Source organism: Eubacterium sp. F2, from assembly GCF_046244355.1.
Classification (GTDB): domain Bacteria; phylum Bacillota; class Clostridia; order Peptostreptococcales; family Anaerovoracaceae; genus Aminicella.
The window spans coordinates 1,418,551-1,432,488 of record NZ_CP176393.1; the positions used below are offsets into that span (position 1 = coordinate 1,418,551).

The window sequence follows — 13,938 nt, forward strand, 5'->3', positions numbered from 1 at the left end:
ATACACAGAAAGACACTGCCTATGAATAAACGAGTACTTGAAATTCTGGAATATCATAAAATCATCGGCATGCTGATGGAAGAAACCGGATCGGAGCTTTCGCGCGCCATGGCGGAACATCTGACACCGGGCAGCGACAGACGGAACATAGAAGAAGGACTGAGGTCAACCACAGAAGCGGTTGACCTTATTGTGCGTAAAGGAGCCCTGCCGACGGAAAGTCTGTACAACATCTCCGATGCCGTCAGCCTGGCCAGAAAGGGCGGCGTGCTGACGACCCGCCAGCTTCTGCAGGTCCAGTCGGACCTTCGAATCGCCCAGCAGGTGGTTACCTTCATGAAGGGCGATCTTCCGGAGCTTCCGCATATCCAGGAACTGGTCGATCTGATCCGGCTTCATCCCCAGCTGGAATCCGACATTTCCCGCTGTATTCTGTCGGAAGATGAAATTGCCGACCGGGCATCCAGAGAACTCTATCAGATCCGCAAGAACATTCAGCTGGTGAATGAACAGATCAGAAGGCGGCTTGAGAAAATCGCCGGAAGCGCTTCCAACCAGCCTTATCTGCGGGATTCTATCGTCACTATGCGTGACGGAAGATACGTCATCCCGGTAAAGAGCGAGCATAAGTCGAGATTCCCGGGAATCGTCCATGACCAGTCCAAGGCCGGATCCACCCTCTTCATCGAGCCGCAGGTCATCATCGACATGAATAATGAGCTGAAAGAACTGGAGCTTTCCGAACAGGAAGAAATCCAGAAAATCCTCAGAGATCTCTCTGAACACGTGGGAGAGGTCGGCATCGACTTGCAGCATAATCAGGAGCTGATCGCGGAACTGGACTTCATGATGGCCAAGGGAAAACTCAGCTGCAGAATGCAGGCGGCAGAGCCCCAGATCCAGCCGGGCGGACCTCTGATTCTGAAAGAAGCCCGTCATCCCCTGCTGGACCAGGAGAAGGCCGTTCCGGTTTCCGTGGAACTGGGCGGTTCCTACCACACCCTGGTGATCACCGGACCAAATACCGGAGGAAAAACCCTGACCCTGAAGACCATCGGCCTGCTTCAGCTGATGGCTCAGAGCGGCCTGCACATCCCGGCATCTTCCGAGAGCCGGCTGCCGATTTACCAGTATATTTTTGCCGACATCGGAGACGAGCAGAGCATCGAGCAGAGCCTGTCCACCTTCTCCTCCCACATGAAGAACATCGTCTTCATCACCAAGAAAGCAGACCAGAGAACTCTGGTCCTGCTGGACGAGCTGGGCGGAGGAACCGACCCGACGGAAGGCGCGGCCCTTGCCGTTTCCGTTCTGGAAGAGCTGCGGCAGAGAAAGGCCACGACCGCCGCGACGACCCACTACAACGAGGTGAAGAAATACGCCCTGTCCAGTGAAGACGTGGAGAATGCCTCCATGGAGTTCAACGTGGAGACCCTGAGCCCGACCTACCGCCTGATGATCGGCGTGCCGGGGCGGTCCAACGCCTTTGAAATTTCCAAGAAGCTGGGCCTTTCGAAGAAAATCATCGACCGTGCTTCCCGGATGATCGAGACCGGAGATCTGGAGTTTGAGGACGTCATTTCCGCCATCGATGAAGACCGCCGCAAGGCCGAGGATGAACGCCGGGAAGCGGATAAGATTTACGCCTCCATGAAGGAAGAGAAAGAGCGCTTTGAAGAGGAAAAGAAGCGTCTGGAGAAAGAGAAGGACGAGATTCTGGTGGAAGCCAGAAGACAGGCCAGACGGATTCTGAAAGACGCCCGAGACACTGCCCACGATGTCCAGAAGGACCTGAATAAGATCTCCAGAATGGAAAGCCTGGGCGAGCGGAATAAGGCGCTGGCAAAGAGCAAGCACAAGCTGAAAAAGAAAGAAGACCGCTACGCGGAACACATCGTCCAGAGAGTCAACAGCAATCCGGTGGATGCGTCCCAGCTGGCCGTGGGTGACCGGGTGGAAGTCCTGTCCCTGCACCAGAAAGGCGATCTTCTGACCCTGCCGGATGAAAAAGACCAGGTTGTTGTTCAGCTGGGCATTGCCAGAATGACCGTTCCGCTGAACAATCTGGTGCTGCTGAACGACGGCTCCGCCAAAGCGAATAAGAAAAAGACGATTTCTCACAGGAGCTCCTCCAACATAAGAAGAAGAAAGACGATGTCCGTCTCCACGTCCATCGATGTGAGAGGAAAGAATGCGGACGACGCCAGAATGGACGTGGAGAAGTACATGGATGACGTCTACATCAGCGGTCTGAAGGAAGTCACCATCATTCACGGCAGAGGCGAGGGCATCCTGAAACAGGAAATCAGAAGGATGCTGAAACGCAATCCCCATATTGCGTCCATCCGCCCCGGAACCTATAATGAAGGCGGCGAAGGCGTCACAATTGTTAAGATGAAGGATGAATCATAATGTATATCATCAGTGCCTGCCTGCTTGGACATAACTGCAAGTACAACGGCGGAAACAACAGAAATGAAGACGTTATCAAGTTCGCGCAGGAGCACGGCTGCATCGCCGTCTGCCCGGAGACAGAAGGCGGACTGAAGGCCCCGCGGGAACCTGCAGAGAGGCAGGGAAGCCGCGTCATGAGCAAGTCCGGAGAAGACTGGACGGAGTATTTCCGGCAGGGGGCCAGGCGTTCCCTGAAACGGGCAGAAGATGCCGCGAAAGAAGCAGGAGAAAGGATGGAAGGCGCCATTCTGAAGGCCAGAAGCCCGTCCTGCGGATATGGAAATGTATACGACGGAAGCTTTACCGGAAAAACCAGAGAAGGAGACGGCTGCTTTGCGCAGCTTCTCCGGGAAAAAGGAATCCCGGTCAAGACGGAAGAAGATCTTTAAGAGATAAAGGAGAAACAGAACATGGTCAACATTAAAGAAGAAATTGCAAAGCGCATTGCCGCGCAGGCGAGTGATCTGACACTGGAACAGATTATGCAGATCCTTGAAATTCCACAGGATCAGAAAATGGGAGACTACGCCTTCCCGTGCTTCCGTCTGGCAAAAATTTACCACAAGGCACCGCCGCTGATCGCAAAAGACATCGCGGAGAAACTGCAGGACGACCCGATGTTCGAGAAAGTCGAGCAGGTAAACGCCTACATGAATATGTTCCTGGATAAGGAAAAAGTCGCAGAGATCGCCCTTCAGGCTGCCCTCGATAAGGAACACTACGGAAAGAGCGAGGAAGGAAAGGGAAAGACCATCGTCATCGACTTCTCCTCCCCGAACATCGCCAAGCCGTTCCACATCGGCCACATCAGAACTACCGTGATCGGAAATTCCATTTACAAAATTTACGATGCTCTGGGCTATAACGTGGTAAGAACCAACCATCTGGGCGACTACGGAACCCAGTTCGGAAAGATGATCTGCGCCTATCGTCACTGGGGAAATGACGAGGACATCGAGCGCGATCCGATCAAGACCCTGCTGAGCTACTACACCAAGTTCCATGTAGAAGCAGAGAAAGATCCGGAACTGAATGAAGAGGCCCGCAAGACCTTCTATAAGCTGGAGCATGGCGGAGAAGACGAGATCCGCATCTGGAAGTGGTTCTCCGACCTCTCTCTCCGCGAGTTCAACAAGGTTTACGACATGATGGGCATCGAATTCGACGCCTACGACGGCGAGAGCATGTATTCCGACATGATGCCGGGCGTCATCCAGGAACTGAAGGATAAGGGCCTGCTGCAGGAGTCCCAGGGCGCCAACGTCGTCGACCTGTCCGACTACGACCTGCCGCCGGCACTGATCACCAAGTCCGACGGAACCTCTCTCTACTGCACCAGAGACCTGGCCACCGCAGAATATCGTAAAGACCATTACGATTTCTATAAGAACATTTACGTCGTTGCCTCCCAGCAGACCCTCTACTTCAAGCAGCTCTTCAAGGTTCTGGAGCTCATGGGCTATGACTGGGCCAAGGACTGCGTACACGTTCCATTCGGCATGGTTGCCCTGGAAGAAGGAACCCTGTCCACCAGAAAAGGCCGCGTTGTCTTCCTGGAAGACGTGCTGAATAAGGCCGTAGAGAAGACAAAAGAAATCATCAAGGAGAAAAACCCGAATGCGGATCCGGACTCCATCGCTGAGGTCGCAAAAGAAGTCGGTATCGGAGCCGTCATGTTCAACGAGCTGTCCAACAGCAGAATCAAGGACTACGTCTTCAAATGGGATCAGGTCCTGAACTTTGACGGAGAGACCGGTCCTTATGTCCAGTACACCCACGCCCGCTGCGCCAGCGTACTGCGCAAGGCCGGAGAGGACATGGTAAAGAAGGCCCTTTCCGAGCCGGTAAAGAGCAAGTATCTGACCGGAGACGCCGCATACGAGCTGATCAAGCTCCTCTATCAGTATCCGTCCGTCGTGCAGGATGCCGCAGATAAATATGAGCCGTCCATCGTCACCCGTCACATTATCGACATCGCCCAGGCCTATAATAAGTTCTACCACGATGAACACATCCTGGTTGAGGATGAAGACGAGAAGACCGCAAAGCTGGCGCTGACTGCAGCCGCAAAGAATGCGATCGCAAACGGTCTGGCGCTTCTGGGTGTCAAGGCACCGGAGAGAATGTAGTTCCGCCTGCTTCATATGTTTTAACCGGCTTCCGGCTGTGTATACAGGCATAAAAGGCCGGGAAGCTGCCGGAGAAGCAGAGAGCCTGCAAAGAAAGAAACAGGGCTGCCCGGCAGGGGGGAGTCTTCCTGCCGGCTGGTTTTTGTCCGGGGAAATAAGGAAAGGAAGTAAGCAATGCGTTACGTTGGAGATATTTACAGACCGCCGAGTGAGGCATGGAGCCTGCTCTGCCAGGTCACCATCGGCTGTTCCCACAATACCTGTACATTCTGCTGCATGTATAAAGATAAGCAGTTCCGTGTGCGCAATGTGGACGAAGTCATCGAAGACCTGGAAGACGCCCGCAGAAGATACCGCAGGATCAGGAGGATCTTCCTCTGCGACGGCGACGCCCTCTGCCTTTCCAACCGGAAACTCCTGGTGATCCTGAAGAAGATCGAAGAGCTCTTCCCAGAATGCGAGCAGGTCAACGTCTATGGAAACGCCATCGATGTCCGTCACAAGACCCTGGAAGAATTGAAAGAACTGCATGAGCACGGCGTAAAGATCATCTACATCGGCGCAGAATCCGGAAGTGATAAGGTTCTGAAAGCCATTAATAAAGGGTCTACCCGCGCAGAACTCATCGACGCCGTCCACATGATCGAAGCCAGCGGAATCAAAGCCTCCGTGACTTTCATTTCCGGCCTTGCCGGGCAGGAAGGCTGGAGAGAGCACGCCGTTGAGACCGGAACCATGATCAGCGAGATGAACGCATCCTATGTCGCCCTCCTGACCCTTATGCTGGACCCGCGCGCCCCGCTGACCCAGCAGGTAGAACGCGGCGAGATGAAACTGCTGGAGCCGGAACAGGTCATCGCAGAAACCCGCCTCATGCTGGAGAACATGAACCCGACAAAAACATGCGTATTCCGCAGCAACCACGCGTCCAACTACTTCTCCCTCGCCGGAAACCTGCCAGAAGATAAAGACCGCCTCCTGGCCGAACTCGACCAGGCCGCCCACAACGCCGGCCTGCTGAAGAGCGAGAATATGAGAATGCTGTAGGGAGACCTATTCCTGCGATTGGCAAGCGCACATTTATTATTAACTGCGCACAGACAGAGCAGAGGAAGGTCCCCCGTCAGGCCTGCCGCAGAGCTCAAGCCGTCAGGCGCAGGGCGATGCGCAGCAAGGAAACCGGGCAGGCTGCGGCGCTTGTCAGAGGCTCTCACGATTCACGAGCTGTCAGGCGAAGTGAGAAAAGATTATAGAAGGAGTATTACATATTGTCACAGAACGATAACAACAACGAACATAAAGACCCGATAAAAGATTATCTGGTCGGCAAGCTGAAGAATTACTTTTTTGATGAGCTGTCCAACGACTACCTGCGGAAGGCAGAGATCGCTGACTTCATGCGCGGCGTGCCGATTCCGCTGAACCGGGACGACCTCACCAAGATGACCGAATTCAGCACCGTAAGGATCGCCGATGCCATGGCATTTGTCATTGGCTGCGACCCGGAATTCAAGTACCGGGATGCCTACGTTAAGTACATTAATAAGTTCTTCCCGGACCAGTTCCCCAAGCTGCTGGTGCAGCAGGGCGCAGACAAGGCCAAGGAAGAGGATTATGAGACCGCCTGCGTCTACTTCCGTGCGGCCCTGATCCTGGACCCGGAATTCAAGGATGCCCAGTACTGCTACGCCAGAGCCCTGCACGATGCCTATGAGAAGGGAACCGGCGAGGAGTACGTCGGGACCTTTAAGGCCGAGTCCCTTCACGCCTTCGAGACCCTGGTACAGAAATGGCCGGACTTTGATGAAGGCTACTACTATCTGGGCTACGCCTACCTGAACTTAGGTCTCTACCAGAAAGCCGCGCTGACCTTCCAGCGCTTCCTCTCCCTGACAAAAAATGAAGAGGCAAGGAAAGAGGTGCAGGGACTCTCCGAGAAACTGGTGGAGCCTTGTAAAATTGAGGAAGGCTGCAACGCTATCATCAGCGGCAGACTGGAATCCGGCATTGAGATTCTGTCCGTTTATAAAGAGGATCCGCGCTACAACCAGTGGTGGCCACTCTGGTACTATCTGGGCGCAGCCTACCGGGCCCTGGGCCTGACTCCAGACGCTCTGGATGCCTTCCAGAAGGTTTTGAAGCTCTCCCCGAGCAACATCGAGACCATGGAGCAGCTGGTGGAACTCTACGAGGCCGACGGTTACGACGACAAGGCCGAGAAATACCGCAAGAAAATCGAAATCGTAAAGCAGAACCGCGAACTCGACCGGGAGCAGAAGCGCCAGAATGAGGGGATTAAGGTGAATTAAGGACGTGGATTGCCGATAGCTGCCTGCCAGGCAGATGTCAGGCGAATCATTTCCATAATAAAGAAACAGACAGTAGATCAGATTGCGATTAATCGGTTATGCTGGACAATACAGACCGCAGAGGGATGTGTTAATAAATGAACACTTCTGTCTGCGGCTTTTTATAGGATAATCGAGTCAGCTATTGTGTGAAAATTATTGTGATGGATGGAACTTACAGTACGTGTATTCAGTATATCTATTCATGCAATATTCCTTTTATTTTCATGCAAAACAGCCGAAATCGGTCGGGAAAATCACCTGGAAGACGGGTTTACCGACCTGGCTCAAATGGAAGTCGGAAAAAAGACCTTTGAAGCGATTTCTCCGACTGCAATCAGAAAAATATATTTTATTTAACACATTGCTGAGGCATCGTGTTTCAATAAATCAGTTGTTCAATTCACACCACGTTCTGGACTTGACATTATGGTAGATTGTAAAATGAACTTGAACAGCTGAATAAAGTAAAATCCATAGCGGATTTCTGGTAGAATAAAAGTTGCGAAACAAAAATTCACCGAAAGGAGTCCACTATGGATCAACTTAATTCTACCATGATTACACCCGATCGTGAAAGGGGTCAGCACCTGAGATTTGAAGAAAGATGCAGTATCAGGATCTTCAAAAAGCTTGGCTATTCTCTCCGTAAGATTGCCCAGCAGATCGACTGCTCCCCATCCACCGTAATGTACGAGCTTCGGCGTGGTACAGGCGAACGCAGGGGCAACAGAGGAAGATTTCCACAATACTCCGCCAGACGTGGCCAGCAGAACTATGAGATCAACCGGTCACGTTGTCACAAGGTGCACAAGATTGCGGGTGCCGAGCCTTTCCTGGAATGGATGTATGGAAAGATCAAACATCACAAGTGGTCTCTGGATGCCTGTGTGGGCTATGCCAAACGGGAGCGGCTGTTTCCTGCAGAACAGATTCCATGCACAAAAACTTTATACAATGAGCTCTGGGCGGGAAACCTCAGGATTCGTCCTTCTGATGTTCCGGAAGCACTGTCCAGAAAGTCCCACAAAAATCACAGAGCTCGCCAGAACAAGCATATCCTGGGCAAGAGCATCGAAGAACGCCCTGAGGAAGTTATGGAGCGGATTCACTGTGGTCACTGGGAAATTGACACGGTAGTAGGCCGTAAACGCGGCAGCGAGTCTGTCGTCCTCACTCTGCTTGAGAAGAAGACCGATTACTATGTAGCCATCAAGATCCCGGGTAAAGACGCTGACTCTGTCATGGCGGCTCTGGAGGTGCTACGTGAAGAATACCAGGAGCACTTCACGGAGATCTTCCAATCCATCACAGCCGACAATGGCAGTGAATTTGCCAGGCTTAAAGAGATGGAAAAATATGGTATAAATGTATATTTTGCCCATGCATTTTCATCTTGGGAAAGACCACAGAATGAACGGCACAATCGTATTCTTCGCAGGTTTATTCCCAAGGGATCATCGATCGAGCGCTACAGCGCAGAACAAATCTGCAGCTTTGCAGATGAGATCAACGCATTGCCCCGAAAGGCGCTTGGCTACTGCACTCCAGAGGAGCTATTCGAGGAATTTCTCGATCAGGTATATTCAGTTGACAAGGTTCAATCAGCTTCGTAACTGCTACTGTTCAATTTGAACTTGCAATTTACGGACTTGACATTATGTATTAATTACTGTAAACGCTGTAGTACAAAACATCTGTAATCACATGGAGAAATCACGTAAAGACCTGATTCTCTGAACTCATACATTGAGGCTGCGAAAATCATAATTTGTTTAATACATCAAATAAGGTGTAAAATTAATATTCTCTTGTAAATAAAATCGACAAAAATTCAGAATAAATCTGAATTATTATTAACAATTAATTGAATACAAATTAATTTATCTGTAGAATCAGATTCAGCAAAATATCCCGAGTATGTCCAACAGTAAAAAGAATAGATAAGTGTGATAGATATGCAATGTTATGAAATGTAAAATGATTGGAGAGAACGAATATGGCAAGAGTCGAAAGGGAGCAGAATTTTATCAAGTATGAGAAGCAGATGGCAATTAACGTAAATCAAGACGTGACAGAAGATCACATCGAGGTCCTGCTGTCATCGGTAAAGAATCTTGGAGATAAGGTTAGTCAGAAACAAAGAAAAAGAGCAGAAAGCTGGACCGTTTACGGGATCAGCCAGGAAGAAGCGTATAGCTTATGTAAGGAAGCACCTGGTAAATTCAAATCGGATGGAGAGAAAATCAAATTTTTGTTTGTCGATAAACATGGGAGAATACGACGCAATTCGCTAAAAAATTATGTCCCTTTTATTACACGATCAGAAACAAAGAAACTACTATTGAATGATATTAATACCATCGAGTATGAAGAGGGACATCTATATTTCAACACTGTTGACAAACAAAAGAGTAAAATGATAGGAGATCAGTCCTATGTCTATCAATATTTAAACAGGGATTTTTGCCATTCATCAAAAAAGCGGATCGTCAACATGAGTAATGTCGTACATCTGACAAGCTGCAATATAATTTTTGAAAATGGAGAAACTTGTGAAACATGTGCATCGAATTTTCATGAATTCCGCCATGCCTATAACGACTATCTGACCGAGCACTAGAAAAACTCCTTGCATTCTTGATAGCAGTAAAGTATAATAACTATGTTTGTGCGGACTGCGCATATGCTTTTTTAGTGGAGCAGGCGGAGCGCACATCCGTTAATTTTACACATCCGGCTTAAGCGCAGATGGTGCTGTCCATGAGGATGGTTTAATGCGGCAGTCGGCTGGATGGAAGTCATAACCAGGAGGATATTATTATGTCAGTAGTTTCTATGAAACAGTTACTTGAAGCAGGTGTTCATTTTGGACATCAGACCAGAAGATGGAACCCTAAGATGGCTCCGTACATCTTCACAGAGAGAAATGGAATTTACATCATCGACCTGCAGAAGACCGTTAAGCTGATCGACGAAGCTTACGATTTCCTGAAGGACGTTGCAGCATCCGGAAAGCCGATCCTGTTCGTAGGTACCAAGAAGCAGGCTCAGCACGCAATTGCTGATGAAGCTCAGAGATGCGGAGAATATTACGTATGCGAGAGATGGCTCGGCGGAATGCTCACCAACCACAGAACCATCGCTACCAGAATTGCAAGACTGAACGAGATCGAGAAGATGGAAGAGGACGGAATCTTCGAGAAGCTGTCCAAGAAGGAAGTCAGCAAGCTGATGCAGGAGCATGACAAGCTGGTTAAGAACCTCGGCGGAATCCGTGAGATGAAGGGTATGCCGGGAGCTATGTTCATCGTAGATCCTAAGAAGGAGAAGATCGCTGTTCACGAGGCAAGAATCCTGAACATTCCTATCGTTGGAATGGTTGATACCAACTGCGATCCGGATGATGTCGACTACGTTATTCCGGCTAACGATGACGCGATCAGAGCCGTCAAGCTGATCTCCACCAAGATGGCAGATGCCGTTATGGAAGGAAAGCAGGGCGAGAGCATGGATGATGCAGAGGCTGCCAATGCAGAAGGCGCTGAGGAAGGCGAGAAGAGCATCGAGGAGATCGCTGACGCTGAATAATTGCATATCCGTTGATTCTGAATGTACATCTGGAGGTAAGATAGATGAAGATTACAGCAGCATTAGTAAAGGAGCTCAGAGATAAGACGCAGGCAGGCATGATGGACTGCAAGAAGGCTCTGACAGAGACAGACGGCGACATCGATAAGGCTATGGACGTACTCCGTGAGAAGGGACTGTCCAAGGCCACCAAGAAGGCTGACAGAATCGCAGCTGAAGGTCTGGTTGCTGCCAAGTTCTCCGAGGACCACAAGCAGGCAGCTGTCGTAGAGATCAACTCTGAGACAGACTTTGTCGCTAAGAATCCGGAGTTCGTTGAGTTCGTAGACAAGATCGCTGAGATCGTTCTGAACAACGACGTTAAGGACGTAGAGGCTCTGAAGGCTCTGCCTTACGGAGAAGAGGGAACCGTTGATGAGGCACTCATCCAGAAGATCAGCAAGATCGGAGAGAAGCTGTCCATCAGACGTTTCATCAAGCTGCAGACACCGGGAAATGTTTACGTAGGATACGTTCACGGCGGCGGAAAGATCGTTGCAGTTACAGGAATCAAGACCGACGCATTCAATGAGACAGTTGAGAAGGTTGGTAAGGACGTAGCAATGCAGATCGCTTCCATGTCCCCGAAGTTCGTTATGGATTCCGAGGCTGACCAGGAGTACCTGGAGCATGAGAAGGAAATCGCCAGAAAGCAGCTCGAGGAAGAGGGCAAGCCGGCTCAGATGATCGAGAAGATCATCCCGGGAAAGATCAAGAAGGTCCTGAAGGAAGTCTGCCTCCTCGACCAGAAGTTCGTAAAGAACGGAGACCTGACAGTAGAGCAGTATGTTGCTGAAGAGGCTAAGAAGGCTGGTCAGGACATGGCTGTTACAGAGATGGTACGTTATGAGGTCGGAGAAGGAATCGAGAAGAGAAACGAGGACTTCGCTGAGGAAGTTGCCAAGCAGCAGGCTGAAGCAGCTAAATAAGTAAATATCAAGCGATAACCATACCGCCGAGTCCGCCATTTAGTGCGGGCTTAGCGGTATTTTTCTTTTTTGTAAGGACAAAAGAGATACGGGCAAGGAGCAGATTTATCTGTTTGACTAACCTTAGCTTTATTTGTTTGATGTTTGCTTTTTGTTTGTTTAAATGTTATGAGGAAAACTGGCCATGACCCATCCGGAAACACCGAAGAGCCGTTCCCAGAAATATTACAGAACGGAGAAATAATCGTATAATTACCCACTGATCGTGCTATACTATAAAGCCGTGAGTGAAATAATCAAGTGATGCAGCAGATCGTATGAGGTGAATAGAATGTTTATGCAATTGGCAGCAGTTGGAATGGGCGGCTTCGTCGGAGCCTGCGCCAGATTTCTGCTCTCTCTTATCCCGATGCAGAGCAGGGGAAATTATCCGATCAATACCTTTATCACCAATATCATCGGTGCCGTATTGATCGGCTTTATTATCGCTTATGCGAAGGATACCGACATGGATCCCAATAAGCTGCTGTTTCTGAAAACAGGATTGTGCGGCGGCCTGACGACATTTTCGACGTTTTCTGTGGAAGCCTGGGGCCTTCTGGAATCCGGGAGCTGGATTCAGGGAGGACTGTACATTATTCTTTCTGTTGTCTGCTGCATAGCCGGCGTATATGTCGGGCTCAGACTCGGTTAGAAGAATCTGGCAGTGCAAGTAAGTATATGCAGGCCGGGACAGAGCCGCCGACATCTGTTTTCGCTGATGCAGACGGGTAATCATACGGCCTCATGAAAACGCAGAGTCTGGAGCCGGACGTGTTCGATCAGCTGTTCAAGCTGATCCGCTTTCTGATGCGCCGTCCGATATACAGCATTGATGGTCCAGGGAATGGAATCCTCGATTTCGATATAGCGGAGATCGTCCGGCATCGTAAATCTGCGGTGGATGTCGACATCGATGCCGATTCCCTGTCTGTCCGCGCACAGAGAGTAAATCACTGCGCTTTCCATAGTTGTGGAGCGTATATCTGGCAGAAATCCGCTCTCGCGGCAGCGCTGGATCAGAAGGTGATAAGACGAGAATTTTTCGTTCAGGGTGATCAGCGGCTGGGACTTGAGATCCTTAATCTGAAGGACAGACCGGCTGCTGAGGGGGTGGCCGTCATAGACGATGGCTTTCATTTTCCGGCTGAAGATTTTCCTCTGGGTAATCAGAGGAGAGTTCATATCGCCGATGATCAGGGCCAGGTCCAGCTGGCCGGCAAGAAGAAGGGCTTTAATTTTATCATTAAAATCTTCAGAAAATTCTGCTGCGATGCCTGCGCCAAGGGCCTTGTTTTCCGGCCAGAGTAATCTGGTGGGAAGAACATTCGTCACCCCGCAGGAAAGGCCGATATGAAAGATGTTTTCATTATCGTGTATCCGTTTCATTTCGACTTCTATGGACTGGAGCATGGAAATCAGGTCCTTGCTGCGCTCGTAGAAATATCTTCCGCAGGCGGTTGGCTGAAGGCCGGAGCGATTTCTTATAAACAGGGTGTTCTGGACCTCAGCTTCCAGTTTATCCAGGGCTTCATCCCCTGAGGGGAAATATATAAGGCGTGCGCGGCTTTGTTTATGCTGCCCAGTTCATAGCAGGCGATAAAGTAATCCAGCAGTTTGGTATCCATAAAGCTTCTCCGATTCTTTCTATATGTTTATGTTCCTTTATGTCCACTGTTTCTTCAGCGGATTCAGATTTTTTTATCCTGATTGATTTCATTATACCGTTCTGACTTTGTTCGTTTCAAGATTATCAGCTCTATCAACTATCTGTTTATACCTGTGCCTGTACAGATGATAGAACATGCCTCACAGTTTTGATAAAGTATAGACAATTCAAAGAGAGAAAAAACCTGAGGAGGAAAAGATTATGTTTAAAGATCATTTTGGCTGTGTGCTGACCACCGTATTGTCCATCGTCATGGGCTTCATTATGGCGATTGCTGTCGTCATTGTCGATTCACTGGAGTTTAATTTTTCCGTCGTGTTTAAGATCATGGCGATGATTACATTTGTTGTCCTTGTCACGAGTATTTTTGTTCCATATGTAAAGTGGGGAAACAAGTCTGCGGAACTGATCGGCCTGAAGCCGGGATCGATCGGATATAAGCTGGTGGCGGGAATTATTCCATCCCTGATTTTAAATACTGCAAATACGCTCATCGTTTCCGGAGCCAACATTTTCTTCAACGAAGTAATTCCGGCTGAGGCGCAGTTCTCCGCATGGGTTCATGGAATCCGGAAAGACTGGCTGATCTGTTTCATTGTTTCCTATTTCACAGCCTTCGTCGCAGAAGCGGTCGGAAAATGGGCAGCAAAGAGAAGTGTGCCGCAGAATTCCGGCAGGGATGCCGTAAGAGAGATGGAATCTCTTGCTGTTTAAAATTTGTAAGAAGGAAAAGACAAAAA

At 49.7% G+C, this 13,938-nt stretch carries 13 protein-coding genes; 12 read left to right on the forward strand and 1 reads right to left on the reverse strand.

Annotated elements, in window-relative coordinates; genetic code table 11:
• Nucleotides 1-21: 21 nt before the first annotated feature.
• The 10 genes from ACI77B_RS05975 (at nucleotide 22) to crcB (ending at nucleotide 12,184) form a co-directional block, all read left to right on the forward strand.
• On the forward strand, nucleotides 22-2,412 hold the full coding sequence (locus ACI77B_RS05975) for an endonuclease MutS2 (RefSeq protein WP_409335983.1): 2,391 nt from the start codon (nucleotides 22-24) through the stop codon (nucleotides 2,410-2,412).
• Nucleotides 2,412-2,843 (forward strand): DUF523 domain-containing protein, encoded by a 432-nt coding sequence (locus tag ACI77B_RS05980; protein ID WP_409335984.1) that lies wholly within the window; start codon nucleotides 2,412-2,414, stop codon nucleotides 2,841-2,843. Before ACI77B_RS05975 ends, ACI77B_RS05980 begins: the two co-directional genes overlap by 1 nt.
• A 21-nt stretch (nucleotides 2,844-2,864) precedes the next feature.
• Nucleotides 2,865-4,583, forward strand: coding sequence for an arginine--tRNA ligase (gene argS / locus ACI77B_RS05985; protein ID WP_409335985.1), 1,719 nt, complete (start codon nucleotides 2,865-2,867; stop codon nucleotides 4,581-4,583).
• Nucleotides 4,584-4,757: 174 nt separating this feature from the next.
• Complete coding sequence (locus tag ACI77B_RS05990; protein WP_409335986.1) at nucleotides 4,758-5,630, forward strand: radical SAM protein; 873 nt, start codon at nucleotides 4,758-4,760, stop codon at nucleotides 5,628-5,630.
• 221 nt (nucleotides 5,631-5,851) lie between these two features.
• Nucleotides 5,852-6,892, forward strand: coding sequence for a tetratricopeptide repeat protein (locus ACI77B_RS05995; protein ID WP_409335987.1), 1,041 nt, complete (start codon nucleotides 5,852-5,854; stop codon nucleotides 6,890-6,892).
• A gap of 575 nt (nucleotides 6,893-7,467) precedes the next feature.
• Nucleotides 7,468-8,547: an IS30 family transposase gene (locus tag ACI77B_RS06000; RefSeq protein WP_409335988.1), complete on the forward strand. Its 1,080-nt coding sequence runs from the start codon at nucleotides 7,468-7,470 to the stop codon at nucleotides 8,545-8,547.
• Between the two features lie 383 nt (nucleotides 8,548-8,930).
• Nucleotides 8,931-9,554, forward strand: a complete 624-nt coding sequence (locus tag ACI77B_RS06005; protein ID WP_409335989.1) for a LytTR family transcriptional regulator DNA-binding domain-containing protein — start codon at nucleotides 8,931-8,933, stop codon at nucleotides 9,552-9,554.
• 200 nt (nucleotides 9,555-9,754) lie between these two features.
• The gene (gene rpsB, locus ACI77B_RS06010; RefSeq protein WP_409335990.1) at nucleotides 9,755-10,522 is read left to right on the forward strand and encodes a 30S ribosomal protein S2; all 768 of its coding nucleotides are present in this window, start codon (nucleotides 9,755-9,757) and stop codon (nucleotides 10,520-10,522) included.
• A 44-nt stretch (nucleotides 10,523-10,566) separates the two neighbouring features.
• Nucleotides 10,567-11,490: a translation elongation factor Ts gene (tsf, locus tag ACI77B_RS06015; protein ID WP_409335991.1), complete on the forward strand. Its 924-nt coding sequence runs from the start codon at nucleotides 10,567-10,569 to the stop codon at nucleotides 11,488-11,490.
• 331 nt (nucleotides 11,491-11,821) lie between these two features.
• A complete protein-coding gene (gene crcB, locus ACI77B_RS06020; RefSeq protein ID WP_409335992.1) occupies nucleotides 11,822-12,184 on the forward strand; it encodes a fluoride efflux transporter CrcB in 363 nt (120 codons plus the stop codon).
• Between the two features lie 80 nt (nucleotides 12,185-12,264).
• On the opposite strand, the gene ACI77B_RS06025 is transcribed toward crcB, so the two are convergent.
• Nucleotides 12,265-12,918 carry a LysR family transcriptional regulator substrate-binding protein gene (locus ACI77B_RS06025; RefSeq protein WP_409335993.1) on the reverse strand — a complete coding sequence of 218 codons (654 nt, stop codon included), beginning with the start codon at nucleotides 12,916-12,918 and terminating at the stop codon, nucleotides 12,265-12,267.
• Between ACI77B_RS06025 and ACI77B_RS06030 the strand changes: the two genes are divergently transcribed.
• Together ACI77B_RS06030 and ACI77B_RS06035 are read left to right on the forward strand one after the other, a co-directional pair.
• Entirely contained in the window at nucleotides 12,883-13,071 is a 189-nt protein-coding gene (locus ACI77B_RS06030; RefSeq protein WP_409335994.1) for a hypothetical protein, read from the forward strand. The genes ACI77B_RS06025 and ACI77B_RS06030 overlap by 36 nt on opposite strands.
• Nucleotides 13,072-13,399: 328 nt before the next feature.
• Nucleotides 13,400-13,912 (forward strand): hypothetical protein, encoded by a 513-nt coding sequence (locus tag ACI77B_RS06035; protein WP_409335995.1) that lies wholly within the window; start codon nucleotides 13,400-13,402, stop codon nucleotides 13,910-13,912.
• The last annotated feature ends 26 nt before the right edge of the window (nucleotides 13,913-13,938 follow it).

Coding starts and splice junctions, on each gene's coding strand:
- ACI77B_RS05975 (WP_409335983.1), top strand. CDS start 22: ATGAATAAACGAGTACTTGAAATTCTGGAATATCATAAAATCATCGGC.
- ACI77B_RS05980 (WP_409335984.1), top strand. CDS start 2,412: ATGTATATCATCAGTGCCTGCCTGCTTGGACATAACTGCAAGTACAAC.
- argS (WP_409335985.1), top strand. CDS start 2,865: ATGGTCAACATTAAAGAAGAAATTGCAAAGCGCATTGCCGCGCAGGCG.
- ACI77B_RS05990 (WP_409335986.1), top strand. CDS start 4,758: ATGCGTTACGTTGGAGATATTTACAGACCGCCGAGTGAGGCATGGAGC.
- ACI77B_RS06000 (WP_409335988.1), top strand. CDS start 7,468: ATGGATCAACTTAATTCTACCATGATTACACCCGATCGTGAAAGGGGT.
- ACI77B_RS06005 (WP_409335989.1), top strand. CDS start 8,931: ATGGCAAGAGTCGAAAGGGAGCAGAATTTTATCAAGTATGAGAAGCAG.
- rpsB (WP_409335990.1), top strand. CDS start 9,755: ATGTCAGTAGTTTCTATGAAACAGTTACTTGAAGCAGGTGTTCATTTT.
- tsf (WP_409335991.1), top strand. CDS start 10,567: ATGAAGATTACAGCAGCATTAGTAAAGGAGCTCAGAGATAAGACGCAG.
- crcB (WP_409335992.1), top strand. CDS start 11,822: ATGTTTATGCAATTGGCAGCAGTTGGAATGGGCGGCTTCGTCGGAGCC.
- ACI77B_RS06030 (WP_409335994.1), top strand. CDS start 12,883: ATGAAAGATGTTTTCATTATCGTGTATCCGTTTCATTTCGACTTCTAT.
- ACI77B_RS06025 (WP_409335993.1), bottom strand. CDS start 12,918: ATGAAACGGATACACGATAATGAAAACATCTTTCATATCGGCCTTTCC.
- ACI77B_RS06035 (WP_409335995.1), top strand. CDS start 13,400: ATGTTTAAAGATCATTTTGGCTGTGTGCTGACCACCGTATTGTCCATC.